The sequence below is a fragment of the Ignavibacteria bacterium genome (assembly GCA_015709655.1).
In the GTDB taxonomy this organism is placed as follows: Bacteria; Bacteroidota; Ignavibacteria; order Kapaibacteriales; family Kapaibacteriaceae; genus OLB6.
In genome coordinates this window covers 272,514-291,802 of record CP054181.1, presented here as the reverse complement: position 1 = coordinate 291,802, position 19,289 = coordinate 272,514, and the positions used below count along the sequence as shown (strand labels likewise).

The following is a 19,289-nucleotide window of genomic DNA, read 5'->3' as shown; positions in this document are numbered from 1 at the left end:
TGACCGGTGGTCATTAAAAGACCATCAGTCAGTCAATCAGGATTCTCCTATGGTTAGAAAACTACTTACAGCCTGTGTGCTGCTATGCACGATGTACGTGCCTGCCTTACGATCTGCCGTCCCGGTAACATTGGATGAAGCTATCCAAACCGCCATCCGGAAGAACCAGAGTATTGCCATTGCCCGGTTGAGCATTTCAAAAGCACGAGCCCAGCGTACCGAAGCACTATCGGGTGCGCTCCCGTTTGTAGGTGTGAGTGCAACGTACAACTACAATGTGGAAGCCCCTGTGTTTTTTGTACCCAACTTTCTGAACCCTCAGGAAGGCGGCATGCAGCCCATGCGATTTGGGTTAAATAACTCGTATAACGTGGCCGCAACCTTTAACCAGGTGTTGTTTAATAGTGCGGTGTTTACTGGTATTGGCGCAGCAGCTAAGTATGTTGGAGCGGCAACAGACCAGTACAGGGCGGCTGTGGCGGATGTTGTTACCGAGACGCGACGCAGATTCCTGGCTGCTCTTGCAGCCAGGGAGATGGCTCAGATTGCTCAGTCTGCATATAACCTGGCCTCTGAACATCAGAAAACAGTTAAAACTCTATTTGAACAGGGGATGGTTGCCGAGTACGACCTTATTCGGGCAAATGTTGCGCTCGAGAATATCCGACCGGAACTTACATCGGCCCGTGTTGGGTACAAAAACGCAGTTGCAGCACTCATGACGTATATGAATGCTGACCAAACGGATACCCTGGAGCCGCAGTCAGTGGAACTCCCCGAACCAGGAAGCGTTCCTGACGTAAATGAGAGCACTGAGAGCGCCCTCAAGCATAATTACCAGCTGGTTGCAATGGAATCGCAGCTTGCGGTGTCAGATAAACTCATTGATGTGTACCGGTCTGGTTATTATCCTACGGTATCGCTCATCGGACAATACGGAAACTCTGGACAGAGCGATGATTTTAAAGACTGGGTGAGTGCTTCGCAGGCATTTATCGGCCTCAATCTGAGTCTCAATATTTTTAACGGCATGCGAACGGCATCGCAACTGGATCAGGCTACAATAGACTATCAAACGCTTGGCGAGCATGTAGACCAGCTGAAAAACCTGCTGCGCCTGCAGGTCAGCGCTTCCATTAATGAACTTACGTCAGCCAGGGAACGGATCATTGCACAGGCCGGTAATGTACAGCAGGCTGAGCGGGGATATGAGATTGCCAAAATCAGATATGCCGAAGGAACCGGCAGTCAGCTTGAAATAAACGACTCGCAGAGTGCTCTTACTCGCGCTCAGGTGAACAGGCTTGGGGCACTCTACGACTATTACATTCGGCTGGCAGACTTTGAAAAGTCGATTGGCAAGGTACCAGACAAGTACATTCGATATGCGGAGGAGATTCATGGGGATTCGTGAGCGAAAAGCACGTGAACGTGAAAACCGCAGAGATGTGATCCGTGATGCAGCCAGGACGGCTTTCCTTGAGGTGGGTATCCAGCAGTGTTCCATGGAGCGAATTGCCAGTACTGCTGAAGTGGCAAAAGGAACACTCTACTTGTATTATAAAAATCGTGATGAGTTAATCCTGGCGATTCTTGCGGAAGACTTTAACAAAATAGTAACGAAAATTGAAAAGATAGCTGCTCGGAAGATAGAAGCTGATAAGAAACTGCACCGGTGTGTTGATGTGTTCTTACAGTATACTTCAGAAAACAATATTTTTTATAAAGAACTGGTGCGTATCGGAAATGAACATTCCTCTGCTGAGTGCTGTAAGGCAGATCTGCCGTACATGAAAGAATTTGCCGAAATCGACAGTCGCATATTTACGGCAACTCTTAACATTGTTCAGGAAGGCGTTGATTCCGGTCTCTTTACGGTAAAAACGAAGATTCATCAGACCGTTCTGGACCTGATGCTTGCAACCCGTGGGGCGATGCTGCTCTGTCAGAGTTCGGTGCTACCCCCGCAATACGGTAAGATTAACTGCGAACAAGTGGTGCGCAATGTAACCTCTTTGCTGATAAAGGGGCTGATGCACTAGCCTAAATCTACATACTACAATGATTATTACAACAATGACTAATAACTACTTGAAAGCCACATCAATGTTCCGAATGGTCGGAGCCTTCGCAATCGTCGTGATCATTGCGGTGTCGTGTACTTCTAACGAAGGGCACGAACCGTCACGAGAGCTTTTGGAAAAGTACAGAACCGAGCGCAATGCTCTTGATGACAAAATCCGGCAGCTCGAAGAGCAGTTGGGTGTGAATGCGGCAAATGGCCAAATTCCGGTTGGGGTTTACACCGTAAGTCCCGGCCCCTTTAAAAAGCAGGTTACCGTGAAGGCAATCGTCGATTCACGGTCGTCAATTGCGGTAGCCCCCAAAACGTCCGGACAGCTTGTGAGTCTGCGCGTTGTCAATGGCCAGGCCGTTGCCAAGGGACAACTGCTGGCTGAACTCGATGATGCTCTGATTCAGCGCGGCATCGAAGAGGTGACCACTCAGCTTGAGTTTGCAACAACACTGTACGAAAAGCAACTGCGGATTTTCGAGCAAAAAGCAGGAAGCGAGGTTCAGTACCTGCAGGCAAAGAATAACAAGGAGTCACTTGAAAAGCGTCTGGCATCGCTTAGAGAACAGTTGGACATGACAAAGATTAAGGCTCCTACATCTGGTATTGTTGACGGATTGCGTCCCAAGGCCGGCGAGATGGTCATGGCCGGCATGCAGTTGATGACGATCGTTAATACGTCCGACATGCGGGTTATAGCAGACCTTGCTGAAACCTATGCCGGTACCATACGTGTTGGTGATGTGGTCACGGTGCGCTTTCCCGATACCGGTGATACAATCACCTCCAGGGTGGGGATCGTATCAAAAACAGTGAACCCTGTTAACAGGTCGTTCCGGATTGAAATACCACTGCGCTCCGTCTCGCCAGGACTAAAACCAAACGCCACCTGCGATATAACGCTGACCGAAAAAGTATTTAATGAGGCCCTGACGATTCCGCTCGCGTCTGTTGTTCGCGATGCAGACCGTACCTATGTATACAAAGTTGTCGGAGGGAAGGCTACAAAGGCACGAGTGGTTATCGGAGCGGTGAGCGGTGAAACGGCAATGGTAACTGATGGTGTTGGGGCTGACGACGTGATTGTGCACAATGGCGTTACGCTGGTATCTGACGGACAACGCGTGCGGGTGGTTGAATGAGTAATCATAAAAACTTCCCGATAACAGCTTGGGCTGTTAACAACCGTACAACCGTGTATGTACTTACGGTGCTGATTTTTATTATCGGTGCAGTAGTCTATGTCCGATTACCGAAGGAGCAGTTTCCCGATGTTGTTGTGCCAACGATCCTTGTTACCACAATCAATGCCGGCACGGCACCAGTTGACATGGAGAATCTGGTCACCAGGCAGATCGAAAAGCAGATCAAGTCAGTTGCCGATGTGAAGAAAGTGCTTAGTCAGAGCATTCAGGATGCTTCGATCATTACGGTAGAGTTTACGACTGAAATTACGCCTACTGTTGCCAAACAACGCGTAACGGATGCTATTGACAGGGCCAAGGCAAACTTGCCGGTTTCACTTACTAAGGGGCCCGACGTTCAGGAAATCGACATGTCGGAATTCCCGATCATGTTTGTAAACATCTCGGGTGATATCGGTCTTGACAACCTGAAAGTTTATGCCGATGAATTGCAGGACAAGATTGAGTCATTGCATGAAATCCGGCGTGTTGACATTATCGGCGCTCTTGAAAAAGAAATTCGGATTGATCTGGATCCGTACCGGATGCAGTCGCTGGGAGTATCGTTCCACGACGTAAGCAGTGTGTTGTCCGGCGAAAATGTTAACATTTCCGCAGGTGACTTAAACGTTGGTGGTATCCGCAGGAATGTGAAGGTTTCGGGTGAGTATCGAACTGTTGATGACATCAAAGAGACTGTTGTCAAGTCCGGCATGGGCAACCTTGTGTACTTGCGTGATATTGCAACTGTTATCGATACGGCCAAGGAACAGCAGAGCTTTGCCCGCCTGGACGGTCACCCGGTCGTTACGCTGAGTGTACTTAAAAAATCTGGTGAAAACCTGATTGATGCGTCAGATAAGATTCAGATGATCATTGCCGACTACCAGGCACAGCGCCTTCCTGACGGTGTTACGCTCAAACTAACCAATGACATGAGTAAGGCAACGCGGTCAAACATAGCAGACCTTGTGAACTCAATTGTTATTGGCTTTTTGCTGGTGACCACCGTGCTGATGTTCTTCATGGGGGTCTCGAATTCTTTATTCATTGGGCTTGCCACTCCGCTTTCCTCCTTTCTTGCCTTCACGGTGATGCCCGGCCTTGATTTTACATTTAACATTGTTGTGACCTTCTCGTTCCTTCTGGCACTGGGTATTATCGTTGATGATGCCATTGTGGTCATTGAAAACACACACCGGCTTCATGTTAAGGAAGGATACGATGTAAAAACGGCGGCTGGGTATGCTGCTGCAGAAGTGTTTGCCCCTGTGTTTGCGGGTACTCTAACCACACTGGCTCCATTCTTCCCGCTATTGTTCTGGCCGGGAATCGTGGGTGAGTTCATGGTGTATTTGCCAAGCGTATTAATCATTACGCTTACAGCTTCACTCATTGTTGCATACATCATTAATCCGGTTTTTGCCGTTGACTTCATGGACAGGAAAAAAGGAGCCATGAACAAACGAGTAATGTGGGTCCTTCTTGGTGTTGTGTGTCTGGCGATGATTGCTGCACTATTAGCCGGTGCATTTTGGTTTGCCGTCCTCGCAATCCTGGTGCTTGCGTTTATTACATTGAACAAATTCGTTCTATCGCCGTACCTGATCGAGCCGTTTCAGGAGAAAATCCTGCCAGGCCTGATGGGCTGGTACAGATCATTTCTGCGTTTCATGTTAGCCGGTAAAAGACCGGCAGTCCTTCTGGTATCAGTTATCGTTCTGTTCGTTGCTACCATCGTGTTTGCCGCACTGTATGGTAAGCCACCGGTTTTCTTCCCGTCGGGGGAGCCGAACTATGGATACATTTATATCCAGCTTCCAATCGGGACTGATGCAGTTGTAACCGATTCGGTCACCAAGGTGGTGGAACAACGGGTACGGAAAATTATCGGACCTGATAATCCCGATATAACAGCCATAGTTTCAAACGTGGGCCTGGGAGCGGGTGACCCGCGCTCACCCGACCGTACAGTTGCACCAAACAAAGGGAAGGTTTCGGTAGCCTTCGAAGAATATGCAAAACGGCGTGACCCGCAGACCAGCAAATATCTAACCGAATTTAGGAAGGCAGTTGCCGATATACCCGGTGCCGAAATCATCGTGGAAAAAGAGGCCAATGGGCCGCCAACCGGCAAAGAAATCAGTATCGAAATTGCCGGTGATGACTTTGCCGTGCTGGAACAACTTACCGAGCGGGTGCGTGCCTTAGTTATTGACTCGCTACATATACCCGGTATCGAGAAACTTAAATCCGATCTTGAGCGCAATAAGCCTGAGATTAGCGTTGTCGTTGACCGAGCCAGGGCAAACATCGATGGAATAACATCCTCACAGATAGGGTTTACGCTACGGGGTGCACTGCATGGTCTTGAGGCAACAAAGATGCGGGTGGGCGAGGATGAGTACCCTCTGCAGATCAGAGTGTCGGAAGACATGCGGTCCAACATCGACGCCATGATGAATTTACCGGTCACCTACCGTGACATGAGCACTGGTGCTTTCCGCCAGGTTCCGATTTCATCACTGGCAACCATAAATTATGTGTCATCCTTCTCAGGGATTCATCGGAAAAACCAGCAGCGCGTGGTTACACTTGCATCCAACGTTCTGCAGGGATATAATGCTACTGCCATCAATGCACAGATTGCCAAGGCACTCAAAACTGTGAGAGTTCCTGATGGATATTCCATAAGGCAAACGGGTGCACAGGAAGAACAGGCTGACAATGCTGACTTTCTGGGTATGGCTTTTGGCATCGCTGCCGGTATTATTATCCTGATCCTGGTAATTCAGTTTAACTCTCTTGCCAAGCCGGTGCTTATAATGAGCACGGTGCTCTTTAGCGTGATTGGTGTGCTTCTTGGCTTTACTCTGTTTGGCATTGAGTTTTCGATTGTCATCACCGGTGTTGGGATTATCGCACTGGGTGGCATCGTGGTTAGAAACGGAATTGTTCTTGTTGACTTTACCGACATCTTGCTAGCCCAGGGGGTAGAACTTCGCGAAGCAATTGTGGAGGGTGGCGCTATTCGCTTCAATCCGGTGGTGCTGACAGCTGCATCAACAATTCTGGGACTGGTTCCGCTGGCAATCGGACTGAACTTTGATTTCTGGGCTATGCTAAACCTTCGGGATCCGCATTTTCATGTTGGATCGGATAGTGTTGCTTTCTGGGGACCCCTGGCATGGGCCGTTATTTTTGGACTTCTGTTTGCAACGTTCCTGACGCTCATTGTAGTGCCATGTTTGTATCTGCTCCAGATTCAAACGGCGACGAAGCTTAGAAAATTCTTCAGTCACTCCTGATCATCGGTTTTATCAGGTGCTTGGTTATCCGAACGAAATAGTAACGAAATACTGTTGATGCAGTGACGCATTCCGGTTGGCCTGGGTCCGTCAGTAAAAATATGTCCAAGGTGCGAGCCGCAACAACTACATGTTAATTCGGTTCGCACCATACCAAAACTATGGTCAGGTGTCTGTGTTATTGCACTGCTGTTCATTGCTTCATAAAAGCTTGGCCAGCCGCAGTGACTTTCGAACTTAGCACCGCTTGAATACAATTGGGCACCGCAGGCCCTGCACTCGTACGTACCGGGCACAGATGTATCAACATACTCGCCTGTGAACGGAGGCTCGGTGCCTTTTTCACGGAGAACATGATATTCTTCAGCGGTGAGTAAGGATCGCCACTCTTCTTCACTTTTATTAATTTTGTCCATTACAGTACAACCAGAATAGTATTTTGCTGATTTTATAACAGCTCATGACTGACCAACGATTCACTCCGGGTCCAAACAGTATCGAAAATGAATTCCGGCAGATGCTGCTAAGCCGTCTGTCCGATTATGCCGTTCTGTTTCCGGATGAGCAAAATACAACCAGAGCGTTTATTCAATTTGTAGCCGGGTCAGTGCATTGCTTTCATCGTAGCAATCTGTACGGACATGTAACCGGCAGCGTCTGGCTTTTGTCGCCTGACCGGCACCATGTTTTACTAACGCACCATAAAAAACTGAATACGTGGGTGCAGCCGGGCGGTCATGCCGATGGTGATGGGTGTATTTCAAGAGTTGCATTAACTGAAGCGCACGAAGAGAGTGGCATTTCTAAGATTGAACTGCTCTCTGAATCGATTTTTGATATCGATATTCATCCAATTCCCAGAATCGGCGACGTACCTGAGCACCTCCACTTTGACGTGCGGTATCTCTGTGTGGCCGGCAACACACGGTATGTTGTCAGCGAAGAGTCGCATGACCTGGCCTGGGCACCGATCACTGGTATCTCTGAATTCACGGGTGATGCAAGTGTCATCAGGATGGCAGATAAGTGGCTTCGCAGAGTAGCGTCCGCTCGTAATCAGTGAGCCGGGGACTGTTCAATATTCCGTACGGCTGCTTTTGCCTGCATAACCCATGCATGAACATCCTGCTTTGTTGCTGCAGAATAACACTGCTCGATAAGCCGTTCAATTATGGGTTCGATTGCAAGAAGATGAGGAGTGACGGGAAGGGGCTTTGACAGGCGAATGGTTTGCAAAAAGCCAGACTGCAATAGGGATACGGAGAAATCTGGGTCGCCAAAAACACTGTCAGACGCCGGAAAACCCGCATCCGGAACGTTAAGGCAGAATGTTTTGGCCTGCTGATACGATGTTAGCCACTGAATAAAGTTTTGTGCTGCACCATGGACGTCCGATGCGGAGGTGATGGCAAGCACGTCGCCGTTAAGAACAGATGGAGCCGGCCTGACCTCCATCGCAGCAAGAGAGCTACCGCTAACCATGTTTACGATCCAGGAACCGGTGAGCAGGTTGTGAATTTCACCGCGTGCAAATCGCTCATCAAGTCCACGACTATTGTCAACAACAGCACCGTCATGGACCAGCCCCCTTACCGTCCATAGTGCATTTACCAGGTTGGTATCCATTGTTTTGTACACCGGCAGGCTGCCGAAAAACTCAGGTGCACCGTACTGCCACAGCATCGGCAGCGTGCGTTTTATCACGTTATGAGCATCACTGGCGCACAGACCCCATTCGAATTTTGTGGTACTGCCGTTATGACGAACAAAGGTGCGGGCGTTGACAACCCACAGGACACCCTCCGGTGTGTACTGGACCGGACCCGTAACAGGTGCCAGAACATGTTGGTTGTTAAACTCGGCAAACCAGTCCATCCCCAGGTGGACAATATCCGGCGGCGTAGAAGAGTTAAACGCAAGGAGCAGCTTGGTGTAGCCATCCGTCCAGCTTAGTGGTGTGGGTTTGATTCGTATATGCGCATGATGCTGCTCGTACACGGCAATGAGAGAATCCAACACTTCGCGCTGACGCGGTTCTGACCAAAAGTGCCACAGTGTAATTTCCTGTTGTTGCTGAGAGGTATTGCACCCACACAGCAGAGCAACAAGCAGGGAAGCAATCAAAATTATCATTTCTCAGAAACGATAAACGGTCCTTTTTTTGTATATGCCGGCTGCTTCCTGACTGTATCGCTTTTTTCCTTTTGTTCCGGCAGAGCCGAGTCGGCAGACGGGGGAGCAGCAAAGCCGGGTGACCGAACGTCGGCCGGCCAGCGCCCCTTCAGATATAGTTCAACAAGCTTTGTGGCAATCGGTGCGGCCACTGTTGAGCCAAAGCCGGCATTTTCTACCATGGCGCAGATTGCGATTTGCGGTTTATCCATAGGAGCGTAGCAGACAAACCAGCTGTGATCCCTGCCATGAGGGTTCTGAGCCGTACCTGTTTTACCGCACATGACGATATCCGGAATTCGCAGGCTTGACGCCGTACCACCGGGTTCATTCACAACCTTGTACATACCTTGCTGAACGGCACGAACATAGTCGGGCCGAAGGTGCAAGTCTGTTGCGGCATAGCGCATGACTTCGGTTTTGTTTAACACATTGTTGTAAACAGATCGTACGGCATGAGGCTGCAGTAGGATACCCCCATTTGCAATTGCGGCAACGTAGCGGGCAAGCTGCAGCGGAGTTGTAAGAATTTCGCCCTGTCCGATGCCCCAGTTTGCCGGAGCGTATTTTGACCATCCGTTCTTACCGTAACGCTTATCCATGTACGCTGTACCTGGCACCAGTCCCGAGGCTTCCTCGGTGATATCAGCCATGGTCTTGTGTCCAAAGCCGAACAGGGTACCATACTTCTTCATGCCCTCAACATCGAGTTTCATGCCACACTGAGCAAAATACACGTTACACGAAACCTGGATGGCACGTTCCAGTGTAACCGCACCGTGGGCACCGTGGCATGCCATGCTTCGGTTTCCATAGTTATACGCACCACCGCAGTGCAACACGGTATTGGGGGTTATTAAACCTTCCTGCAGGCATCCCAGAGCAACAAGCATTTTCCATGTAGAGCCTGGCGGATAGTTAGGCATTGATGCCCGGTTAAACAAAGGCTTGTCGGGATCAGAAGCAATCTGGTTGTAATACCCCCGTGACGTACGCCCGCTGAGTTCACGCAGACTAAAGTCGGGCATACTTGCAAAAGCAAGTATTTCACCATTATTCGGGTCGATAGCAACAACGGCACCACGCTTACCCTCCAGCAGTTTTTCTGCCAATGACTGCAGTTTGGCATCCAGGCCAAGCTGCAGATCAAAACCACGGCGCGTTGGAACGTCACTCTTTCCTTCGTTAAAACTTGACACCCGCTGTCCGCGGTTGTTCACGGCAACAAACTGCAGGCCTTTCTGACCGCGCACGTAGGCTTCGTATGACTTCTCGAGTCCGGTTTTTCCCGTCAGGTCACCGGGGTCATAGGCATCACCAAGTTCTTTTAGTTGATATTCGCTAACCTCTCTGCAATAACCAAGAAGGTGGGCGGCATTACCGGTAATATCATACGAGCGTTTGGGATCAGTGATCACGTCAACACCCGGGAGAAAGTCGCGCTGCTCCTCGATAGCACTCATGGTGCTGAAGTCAATATCACGTCCGGCAGCAAACTTTACCGGATTAAATCTGTTAAACCGTGCAGCCTTGGCAACGTCGGCCCGAATCACACTGTCGGGTACACCAAGAATTTTGGCCAGTCGCACGGCAACAACACTGGTAAACTGATACGGAGTTACCGTTACGGAGAAGCCCGGTATGTTCTGCACAATTGGAATACCGTTGCGGTCAATCATCATTCCGCGAAACGGTTCGATTTTAATTTGCTTGATGGCCTGTGCTTCGGCACGCAGACGATATGCACCGCCCTGGATAATCTGAAGCCACCCCAGGCGAAGGATAAAAACACCGGCCATGAGGAAAACCAACCACTTCAGAATTCGCTGACGTGTTGTAGAACCAAAGTCACCATGGAGAGCCTGACCAATCATGCTGTAATTACATTCTCAGGATTGATGAGCGGTTTACCGGAGTTGGCAGACTCTTCCTCTTTGTTGATAAGGGATGAGCTGATTTCGATAAACGTAAAATAAAATACCAGTATAAAAATCCCGTAGCGCTGATCAAATAGCTCTGCCGTAAAGATTGAGGCATACAGTGTTGGTTGCATGGCAAGCATTGCTATTGTAATAGCCCTGGCAAGGGTTAAATCCTTTCGGTCTTTAAAAATACGATACGCTGCCAGGATATTGCGGATACTGAAGCCGATCAGCACCGTCATCATTATCAGGGTAAGTCCCAGACCAAATTTGTGTAACAGATACACGTAGCCAATATGAATAAACGATGCTTCATTTGTGTAACTGTAAATTGGCGCCCAGGAAATGACCTTTGCATGCAGACCGGCACCCCCTAACGGATAGCGACGTATGTCTTTCATTGCCGCAGTTACTTCGTTCACCCGCGTTTCAAACGAAAAGTCACCACCGGAGAGCTGGGTCGACGACATAAATCGTTCTTCGATCAGCTGAACAACCAAACTTGTAATTCTGGGGTTGACAATGCTGGCAATGGTAAAAACGCTAATACCAAGAGCAACCGTGGTTGCAGCAATGACCAGGTTTTGACGCAGACGAAAAAAAGGTATGAGCAATGGTATGCCGGCAAGGAGTGATGCCCATAGCGTTCGGGTAAAGGACTGGAGAATACCTGCAAGATTTAATAGAATAAATACAAAGAGCGTGAGTCGTGATACAATGCTTTTTGAATAGAATAACACGGGTATGCCCATTAAAACGCCAAACACAAACATTGGAGCAAACAAGCGGCTTCTCGAGTTCAGGACCTGGTACGCATAAATGTAACCGTCCTGCGTACGCATATAGTAATCGGCAACAGTGTATCCCAACATGAGCAGGCAACTAAGAGCTGAAAGGACTAAGAATTGTCTGAAGGTTTGCTCGCTACGTCCGAAATATTCACGGAGCGGGAAATAATACAGCAATAAAAACAGTATCAGCCATTCAACGGTCCAGTCACCAACGTTAATTCCATTGAGGAGGGCCACAATCAAATTCGTGACGGAGAGAATGATAAACGCTACCAGGAAACGATCGGTCCATGAACGGACAAAGGTGTAGCCACTTCCAATTTTATAGAGTGTCCAAACAATCAGAGAGCCAATGACAAACGCACCCGAGACAACTTCAGATGCCGATAAGCCGACGCCGGTATCTGCGAAAAAACCAACAAGAACGAGGAGAACAGCACCCAGCCAAACCTTCGGGTAGCGTATCATTAGGTACGAACCAAGAACCAACAACCCAAGGGCAAGGAAACCGCCAGTGATATACAAAGGCATCATATAATCAGGCTGCTTTTCGTACCATATTCTTCCAGCCCAGCACAAACATGACGATGCTGACAAACAGGATCCCGGTGCCAAGTGTTGCACCGGCTGTTATGAGCATACGCTTAGGTCTGTCCTTCTTTTCTGCCGGGACCGGGGTGTCGAGCACAAGAAGGCTGGGAGTATTCTTTGCCTGATCCAACTTGGCTTGCTCGTACGTAGGGAGTACAAAAGCTTTGAGCTTTGTATAGGCTTCGAATTCGGCGGCGTGCCGCATAAACGATGCACCCAGGCCCGCGGCATCCTTAAGACTGAAGTTGCCAAAGAAACCGGGCTTTGTGGTCATGTCGTTAATCTGCTTGCTAATTCCGTCAACCAATGACCTCTGAGCCTTGGCCTGCGGATCGTCCGGTCCGTACGAGCCTTCCAGAATGCCTAAAACTGTTTGTTGCTGGAGGAGGCTTGCACGTGCGTCGGCAAATGCCTTGGCAGATGCGGTAGCCTGGTCTTCGGGCGAGAATAACAAATACGTTTTTGAGTAATTGCCAATTGAATCCGTGAGCGCCGCAAGCACCGAGTCAATCACATGAAGGCGGGCCTGCAGATAGACCAGTGATTTTGAAGCGTCCTGACGGAAGACGTTGTTGGCAACAGTGTTGGCCAGGGCAACAAATCTGTTACACATGGTAACGGATTTCTGAGGATCTGTACTCCAAATGGAGATTTCGTAGTTGCCTTCGGACCGCAATACCACTTCCAGGTCAGATTCGAATGCTTCGCGGACATCCTTCATTGGTTTCCCAACCATGTCGTACTGCTCAGCTAACCTAAACTCCGATATCATCGAGTCACGTAATTGTCGCGCAAAAAGGACCACAACAAATTCATAGGTGTTACCCTTGGGTCCGGTGAGTTTTGAAAGCCCGATATCTTTCAGTGCCGAACTTAACCCTGAAGCACCACCAAACATGCCCTGGTCACTTGAAGCCGGTACGCAGTTGATTGTTGCCTTGTAAACGTTAGGCATCGTCAGCGTGTACAGGTAGGTTGCAACACCGGCTACCAGGGATGCACCAATAATCCACCATCGCAGTCGGAGTAAACTCCTGATTACACTCATTGGGGGTAGTGTTGTCATGTAAAATGTGTTTTGGGAATAAGATGCAAATTACGCACAGCAGTTGATGACGGTGGTATATTTAGGTTCGTGTGGGCAAAAAGAACACGTATGGTTGTCTCATTTGCAACGGTGGATCCTGTGTTGACTCCAGTATATGTCATGATTCTTACTGTCATCGGTGCATCCGGGAAGCTGATGAGTTCTGAAAGGAAACAACCATGAAAGTTTTATATGTAGCTCCACGGGTACCGTCATTCCCGTTGGACGGTGGTTCGTCAAGTACGTTCTACCAGGTTCGGGAGCTGAAGGCTGCCGGCCATACCATCTGGTTTGTAGCGCTGAATACAAGCAGGCACCGTGCTACCTCACAGGATATTCTGCCCTTTGTGGACAGGTACGATGCTGTAGATATTGACACGTCGATTTCGCTGACGGGAGCCCTAAAAGCACTAACCAGCACGCCCGAGCCCCTTTACTCATCACTGGGAAGGGCTCCCTACACGATGCGCCGGTTTCAGAGTGCAGAAATGGCAAGGATGCTGGCTCGAAGGATTGGTGATGAAATGCCAGAGGTTGTGCATGCAGATTATTTGCCCACGGTGTGGCCTGTTGTAGCAGCCAAACACATCATGGGTGAGGGGGTTTTCCCGCCGGTGCTGTACCGCGCCCATAATGTTGAATTCCGCATTATTAAGCAGCTTGCCGGTGATGGCTCTACTCCCTTGCATCACAGGCTGTACAGGAGATTCCTAGCCCGGCAGACAGAGCTGTACGAAAGGAAGGTAGCGCAGGTTGTTGACGGTGTTGCTACTGTTTCGGATGTTGATACAGACTGGTTTTTGCATAATACCGATGCGAGAATCGTGCGGACCATCGTACCGGGTGTGGATATCCCGGCAATGGTTCGTCGGCCGGACCCACCCACTAAACGTCTTGGTCTGGTAAGCAGTCTTGAATGGCCGCCCAACGTTGAGGGCATTCTATGGTTTGTACGGTCGGTAGCACCACTGATATGGGAATCCGATCCCGGAATTCAGGTCCACATTGCAGGCCGTGCTCCCGTAGATGAGATACTTAAGCTGCATGATGGAAACCGTGTAATTGTTCACGGACCTGTTGCCGATGCCGGTGAATTTCTGGCAACTCTTGATGTTGCCATCATTCCAATTCTGAGTGGCAGTGGTGTCCGTATTAAACTTCTTGAGAATATGGCTCATGGCATCCCGGTTGTCTCTACATCTGCCGGTGCTGAAGGAGTACCCGTTGAGTCAGGCAAACACGTTCTGATTGCTGATACCGCCAGGGCATTTGCAGATGCCTGTGTTCGCTGTATGCATGATGGTGCTATGGGTAGGGCGATGGCTAATGCAGCTCGCGAAATGGCAGTGGACAGCTATTCATGGGGATCGGCTACGCAGAAACTGCTGGATATCTATTCGGAGATTATTGCAGCAAAAAACAGCAACCGTTGATACTAAAAACAATCGTTACTGTTGGTGTTTAGCTTCGTCAAGAGCTTTCAGTGCTGCTATTTCGTCACGAAGAGCAGCTGCTTTTTCAAAATCCAGATCCCTGGCAGCAGACTTCATTTCTGCAAACAGTTGTTCAACAAGATCTGTGCGCTGCTCTGACGTAAGATATTTTGCCAGAGGTTCTGCCGCCTTGCGGAGTTGTTGCGCCTGCACTGCCTTCAGTTTTTGTTCTCTTTGATGCTGGATATCAGCAACTGACGTGCTTTCAAGAATTTCTTCGAGTGACTTATAGACGGTGACGGGGTTTATACCATGCGTTTTGTTGTATTGTTGCTGCAGCTCGCGTCTTCGGTTTGTTTCGTCAATTACACTGCGCATTGAGTCGGTCATTGAATCAGCATAAAAAATCACTAAACCACCGGCATTGCGGGCAGTACGTCCCGCCGTCTGCATTAGCGATCTCTGGCTTCGTAAAAAACCTTCTTTGTCGGCATCAAGGATAGCCACCAGCGAAACCTCGGGCATATCAAGTCCTTCGCGAAGAAGGTTTACGCCCACAAGCACGTCAAAATTGCCTAAGCGAAGTCCGCGTATGATTTCAACGCGTTCCAGTGTATCAACATCGCTGTGGATATAGGCTACACGAATTCTGAAGTTCTGAAGGTAGTCAGTCAGGTCCTCAGCCATCCGTTTTGTGAGTGTGGTTACAAGAACGCGTTCGTTACGCTCGGCGCGACGTCGGATTTCACCGAGTAAGTCATCGATTTGGGTGTGGACCGGACGAATTTCAATGTGCGGGTCCAGCAGACCGGTAGGACGAATGATTTGCTCCACAACAACCCCCATTGATTTTTCCAGCTCGTAATCACCGGGTGTTGCACTCACGTAAATGACCTGATTGGTGTTTTGTTCAAATTCTTCAAACCGTAAAGGTCTGTTTTCCAGAGCTGAAGGCAGCCGGAAACCATGGTCCACAAGCGTTAGCTTGCGCTGCCTGTCGCCATTAAACATTGCCCGCACCTGTGGTATGGTAACATGGCTTTCGTCCACCACAAGCAAATAGTCATCCGGAAAATAATCCATCAGTACATGTGGCTGATCGCCTGGCTTCCGGCCACTGAGGTGCATACTGTAATTCTCGATTCCCGAACAATATCCCACTTCCTTCATCATTTCGATATCGTAGAGCGTGCGCTGTTCAAGACGCTGTGCTTCCACTAGTTTGCCCAAACTTCGAAGTTCTTTGAGTCTATCGGCAAGTTCGTCCTTAATATCCCCAATAGCACGATTGAGTGAATTCTGAGTAGTAACGAACAGGCGGGCAGGGTAGAGCAGTGCAGAGTCGGTTTTTTCAATCAGCGTACCGGAATGCTGATCAATCCATGACAGCCGTTCGATTTCGTTGTCAAACAGCTCGATGCGCAATGCCCGTTTATCCTCACCAGCGGGCGCAACGTCAACGATATCACCGCGCACTCTGAACGTTCCACGCACGAAATCAAAATCGTTTCTGGAGTAGTGAATATTACTAAGCCGGTAAATCAACTGCTGTCGTGTGAACGGCATCCCGGTTTTTAAAAACAATAACTGCTCTTTAAAGTCTTCCTTGGCACCGATTCCGTAAATACAGCTTACACTGGCTACCACGATAACATCCCGTCGCCCCTCCACCAATGCACTTGTTGCACGCAACCGAAGCCTGTCTATTTCGTCGTTAATCGACATGTCTTTCTCGATGTACACGTCGGTTGCCGGAACATAGGCTTCGGGTTGGTAGTAGTCGTAGTAACTGATAAAGAACTCAACTGCATTATTGGGGAAAAACGACTTGAATTCGCCATACAGCTGGGCTGCCAAGGTTTTATTCGGACTCATCACGAGTGTTGGCCGTTGAACCTGGGCAATAACATTTGAAATCGTGAACGTCTTCCCGGAGCCTGTAACTCCAAGTAGCGTTTGATGCTTTTCACCACTGCGAAGCCCGTCTGTCAGCTCAGCGATTGCTTTAGGCTGATCTCCGGATGGACTGTATTTGGATTCAAGTTTGAACATAACCTGTAAAATACGCGTTGACGTTGGCTTCAGAAAGCCGTATTTTTGTAGTCTTTGCCATTAGCATACTATTAGAGCAGCATAATCGTACTAATCCGGTTAACGAAGGAGAAATCATGAAGTTGTCTGAATACAAATATTCTTTACCTAAAAACTCTGTTGCAAAATACCCTGTTGAGCCGCGCGACAGCTCGCGGCTAATGATTATTAACCGTGAAACGGGCGACATCGAGGAGAAGCATTTTCGGGACATCCTGAACTATATGCAAAAGGGTGATGTTATTGTGGTGAATGAAGCCAAGGTTTTTCCGGCTCGTTTATTTGGTAACAAGGAGAAAACCAATGCAAAAATCGAAGTGATGCTGCTCCGCGAGTTAAAGAAGCAGGAACGGATATGGGATGTTTTAGTAGAGCCAGCCCGTAAAGTACGGATTGGTAACAAAATCTATTTTGATGACAACAAGATTTATTGTGAAATCATTGATAACACAACATCCAGAGGGCGCACCGTCCGATTTTCCTACGATGGAGATTTGCATGAGGTAATTGAGCGGATCGGCCAGATGCCATTACCTGACTACTTTAAGCGCGATGCGGAAGAGCTGGATAAAGAGGCATATCAGTGCGTGTTTGCGAATCCCGAAAAAGTTGGGTCTATTGCGCCGTCGGCAGCAGGCCTGCACTTCACGCCCAAACTGTTAAAAGCTGCAGAAAAAAAGGGGATTAAAATTGCAACGGTCCGCCTGAATCTGGGCCAGGGTGTGTTCGAGACCATCGAGGTGGAAGACCTCACCAAGCATCGTATGTATAGTGAGTATTTTGAGATTTCAAAAGATAATGCCGACATTATCAATAAGGCGCTGAAGAGCAAGCGGTTTGTCTATGCCGTAGGGTCGAGTGTGGCCCGTGCGCTGGAGAGCAGTGTGCTCACCAGCGGTATCGTGAAACCCAATAAGGGGTGGACCGACCGATTTATCTACCCTCCGTACGAGTTTAAGATTGCCAATCGTTTTATTACTAACTTTCATCAGCCTGCTTCACCGGGCTTGTTGCTGGCATCTGCTTTCCTGGGTGACAGGGAGGCCTTGTTTAAAGCATACCGACGTGCAATTCGTTCCGGATTCCGTTTCCATGCATATGGCGATGCCATGCTCATAATCTAAACGCTCATGAATTCAAGCTTACAACAGGTTATGCACACCATCCGTTCATTGGATAGCGCAATGGCTATTCTGGGATGGGATCAGGAAACCTATATGCCGGACGGTGCTGCCGAGGCAAGAGCAGAACAGATATCAGCACTGGCAGGGCTGCGGCATTCGCATGTAACTGCCGACGAGACACGGAAGGCCTTAGAGGAGGCCATGGCCGGAGCAGAGGCTCTGTCGCCTCTGCAGCAGGGCGTTGTCCGGCAGTTTGCCAACGATGTACAGCGTGCAACCAAGCTGCCGCAAAAACATGTTCAGGAAATTGCAAAGGCCAGTTCACTTGGTCAGGACGCATGGAAACGTGCCAGACTCAGTTCCGACTTCACGGTGTTTCAGCCTGCGCTGGAGCGCATTACCGAGCTGAAGCGTACTGAAGCTGAGTACCTTGGCTATGAAGCACACCCATACAACGCAATGCTGGATCTGTACGAACCCGGCTTGTCGGTGCAGGCACTGAATCCGGTTTTTGATGCCCTTGCGCAAGGAACCCGCGTTCTGTTAGACAAGATTGGTCCGCACACCAGTTCGGTACACGATGCGGTGTTATATCGTTCGTACCCGAAAAATGAGCAACTGGAATTTGCCCGCAGCATCGTTCAACAGCTGGGCTTTTCGTTCGAAACCGGACGCGTTGATCTGAGTGCCCACCCGTTTTGTACCTCGTTTGCAATAACAGATGTCAGGCTGACAACACGGGTCTTTGAAAACGACCTCCGTTCATGTTTGTTTGGCCTCATTCACGAGTCAGGCCATGGTATGTACGAGCAGGGAATAAACCGTGAGCTGGAATTCACTGCGGTTGCCGAGGGTGCAAGTATGGGAATTCATGAATCTCAATCGTTATTCTGGGAAAACATCATTGCCCGGAGCGAAGAATTCTGGGTTTGGGCATTTCCGAAGTTACGAGATGCTTTTCCGGATCAGTTAGCTGACCAGACACCGGAATCATTCTTCAAAGCAGTGAACGCAATGCGTCCCAGTCTGAACAGGGTTGAGAGCGATGAGCTTACCTACAATCTTCACATCATCCTGCGTTTTGGGATTGAACGGGATTTGATGGACGGTACGCTTACGGTTGCCGACATCCCGGAGATGTGGAATGCCGGCATGAGAAATCTTCTGGGTGTGGTTCCCGCCAATGATGCCGAGGGATGCCTGCAAGACGTCCATTGGAGCTTTGGCGGAATTGGTTACTTCCCTTCATATACACTTGGTAAGCTGTACGGTGCAATGCTGTGGAATTCGTTGAAAACCGAAATCCCTGACGTGGCCGCAAAAATCAGCAGTGGCACGTTTGCACCGATCCTGAGTTGGCTGCGAACCAATATCCATCAGTACGGACGCACTGAGAAACCGGCTGAGATTATTTCACGCGTATGCGGCAGACTGCTAACCGAGAAAGATTTCTTAGACTACATTGGCGCTAAGGCAGCGTGCGTGTACGGCGTTTAACGGCGATGAACTGTT

14 protein-coding genes are annotated in these 19,289 nt (G+C 49.2%); 8 read left to right on the top strand and 6 right to left on the bottom strand.

Annotated features, from left to right (window positions below; all coding sequences use genetic code 11):
- Positions 1-49: 49 nt before the first annotated feature.
- Genes HRU79_01185 through HRU79_01170 form a run of 4 tightly spaced genes read left to right on the top strand, consistent with a single transcriptional unit; the run spans position 50 to position 6,566 of the window.
- Complete coding sequence (locus HRU79_01185; GenBank protein QOJ25328.1) at positions 50-1,414, top strand: TolC family protein; 1,365 nt, start codon at positions 50-52, stop codon at positions 1,412-1,414.
- Positions 1,401-2,042: a TetR/AcrR family transcriptional regulator gene (locus tag HRU79_01180; GenBank protein QOJ25327.1), complete on the top strand. Its 642-nt coding sequence runs from the start codon at positions 1,401-1,403 to the stop codon at positions 2,040-2,042. The genes HRU79_01185 and HRU79_01180 overlap by 14 nt, the downstream gene beginning before the upstream one ends.
- 19 nt (positions 2,043-2,061) lie before the next feature.
- A complete protein-coding gene (locus HRU79_01175) occupies positions 2,062-3,216 on the top strand; it encodes an efflux RND transporter periplasmic adaptor subunit (protein ID QOJ25326.1) in 1,155 nt (384 codons plus the stop codon).
- A complete protein-coding gene (locus tag HRU79_01170) occupies positions 3,213-6,566 on the top strand; it encodes an efflux RND transporter permease subunit (protein QOJ25325.1) in 3,354 nt (1,117 codons plus the stop codon). The genes HRU79_01175 and HRU79_01170 overlap by 4 nt, the downstream gene beginning before the upstream one ends.
- Here the strand turns inward: HRU79_01170 and msrB are convergent.
- The gene (gene msrB, locus HRU79_01165; protein ID QOJ25324.1) at positions 6,557-6,982 is read right to left on the bottom strand and encodes a peptide-methionine (R)-S-oxide reductase MsrB; all 426 of its coding nucleotides are present in this window, start codon (positions 6,980-6,982) and stop codon (positions 6,557-6,559) included. The two genes, HRU79_01170 and msrB, sit on opposite strands and share 10 nt — an antisense overlap.
- 44 nt (positions 6,983-7,026) lie before the next feature.
- Between msrB and HRU79_01160 the strand changes: the two genes are divergently transcribed.
- Positions 7,027-7,629 (top strand): NUDIX hydrolase, encoded by a 603-nt coding sequence (locus HRU79_01160; protein QOJ25323.1) that lies wholly within the window; start codon positions 7,027-7,029, stop codon positions 7,627-7,629.
- On the opposite strand, the gene HRU79_01155 is transcribed toward HRU79_01160, so the two are convergent.
- Genes HRU79_01155 through HRU79_01140 form a run of 4 tightly spaced genes read right to left on the bottom strand, consistent with a single transcriptional unit; the run spans position 7,623 to position 13,108 of the window.
- Positions 7,623-8,699 (bottom strand): extracellular solute-binding protein, encoded by a 1,077-nt coding sequence (locus tag HRU79_01155; protein ID QOJ25322.1) that lies wholly within the window; start codon positions 8,697-8,699, stop codon positions 7,623-7,625. The two genes, HRU79_01160 and HRU79_01155, sit on opposite strands and share 7 nt — an antisense overlap.
- Positions 8,696-10,612, bottom strand: coding sequence for a penicillin-binding protein 2 (gene mrdA / locus HRU79_01150; protein QOJ25321.1), 1,917 nt, complete (start codon positions 10,610-10,612; stop codon positions 8,696-8,698). The genes HRU79_01155 and mrdA overlap by 4 nt, the downstream gene beginning before the upstream one ends.
- Positions 10,609-11,985: a hypothetical protein gene (locus HRU79_01145; GenBank protein ID QOJ25320.1), complete on the bottom strand. Its 1,377-nt coding sequence runs from the start codon at positions 11,983-11,985 to the stop codon at positions 10,609-10,611. Before HRU79_01145 ends, mrdA begins: the two co-directional genes overlap by 4 nt.
- Before the next feature lie 4 nt (positions 11,986-11,989).
- Complete coding sequence (locus HRU79_01140) at positions 11,990-13,108, bottom strand: hypothetical protein (GenBank protein ID QOJ25319.1); 1,119 nt, start codon at positions 13,106-13,108, stop codon at positions 11,990-11,992.
- Between the two features lie 200 nt (positions 13,109-13,308).
- On the opposite strand from HRU79_01140, the gene HRU79_01135 reads away from it, so the two are divergent.
- Positions 13,309-14,562 carry a glycosyltransferase gene (locus HRU79_01135; protein ID QOJ25318.1) on the top strand — a complete coding sequence of 418 codons (1,254 nt, stop codon included), beginning with the start codon at positions 13,309-13,311 and terminating at the stop codon, positions 14,560-14,562.
- A gap of 15 nt (positions 14,563-14,577) precedes the next feature.
- On the opposite strand, the gene uvrB is transcribed toward HRU79_01135, so the two are convergent.
- Positions 14,578-16,614, bottom strand: coding sequence for an excinuclease ABC subunit UvrB (gene uvrB, locus HRU79_01130; protein ID QOJ25317.1), 2,037 nt, complete (start codon positions 16,612-16,614; stop codon positions 14,578-14,580).
- A 116-nt stretch (positions 16,615-16,730) separates the two neighbouring features.
- On the opposite strand from uvrB, the gene queA reads away from it, so the two are divergent.
- Both queA and HRU79_01120 read left to right on the top strand, forming a co-directional pair.
- Entirely contained in the window at positions 16,731-17,777 is a 1,047-nt protein-coding gene (gene queA / locus HRU79_01125) for a tRNA preQ1(34) S-adenosylmethionine ribosyltransferase-isomerase QueA (protein QOJ25316.1), read from the top strand.
- Positions 17,778-17,783: 6 nt separating this feature from the next.
- The gene (locus HRU79_01120; GenBank protein QOJ25315.1) at positions 17,784-19,274 is read left to right on the top strand and encodes a carboxypeptidase M32; all 1,491 of its coding nucleotides are present in this window, start codon (positions 17,784-17,786) and stop codon (positions 19,272-19,274) included.
- The last annotated feature ends 15 nt before the right edge of the window (positions 19,275-19,289 follow it).

Excerpts from the sequence above, each read along its gene's own strand:
- HRU79_01185 (QOJ25328.1), top strand. The coding sequence starts at position 50 with ATGGTTAGAAAACTACTTACAGCCTGTGTGCTGCTATGCACGATGTAC.
- uvrB (QOJ25317.1), bottom strand. The coding sequence starts at position 16,614 with ATGTTCAAACTTGAATCCAAATACAGTCCATCCGGAGATCAGCCTAAA.
- mrdA (QOJ25321.1), bottom strand. The coding sequence starts at position 10,612 with ATGATTGGTCAGGCTCTCCATGGTGACTTTGGTTCTACAACACGTCAG.
- HRU79_01120 (QOJ25315.1), top strand. The coding sequence starts at position 17,784 with ATGAATTCAAGCTTACAACAGGTTATGCACACCATCCGTTCATTGGAT.
- HRU79_01140 (QOJ25319.1), bottom strand. The coding sequence starts at position 13,108 with ATGACAACACTACCCCCAATGAGTGTAATCAGGAGTTTACTCCGACTG.
- HRU79_01155 (QOJ25322.1), bottom strand. The coding sequence starts at position 8,699 with ATGATAATTTTGATTGCTTCCCTGCTTGTTGCTCTGCTGTGTGGGTGC.
- HRU79_01145 (QOJ25320.1), bottom strand. The coding sequence starts at position 11,985 with ATGATGCCTTTGTATATCACTGGCGGTTTCCTTGCCCTTGGGTTGTTG.
- HRU79_01175 (QOJ25326.1), top strand. The coding sequence starts at position 2,062 with ATGATTATTACAACAATGACTAATAACTACTTGAAAGCCACATCAATG.
- HRU79_01170 (QOJ25325.1), top strand. The coding sequence starts at position 3,213 with ATGAGTAATCATAAAAACTTCCCGATAACAGCTTGGGCTGTTAACAAC.
- HRU79_01180 (QOJ25327.1), top strand. The coding sequence starts at position 1,401 with ATGGGGATTCGTGAGCGAAAAGCACGTGAACGTGAAAACCGCAGAGAT.
- queA (QOJ25316.1), top strand. The coding sequence starts at position 16,731 with ATGAAGTTGTCTGAATACAAATATTCTTTACCTAAAAACTCTGTTGCA.
- HRU79_01160 (QOJ25323.1), top strand. The coding sequence starts at position 7,027 with ATGACTGACCAACGATTCACTCCGGGTCCAAACAGTATCGAAAATGAA.
- msrB (QOJ25324.1), bottom strand. The coding sequence starts at position 6,982 with ATGGACAAAATTAATAAAAGTGAAGAAGAGTGGCGATCCTTACTCACC.
- HRU79_01135 (QOJ25318.1), top strand. The coding sequence starts at position 13,309 with ATGAAAGTTTTATATGTAGCTCCACGGGTACCGTCATTCCCGTTGGAC.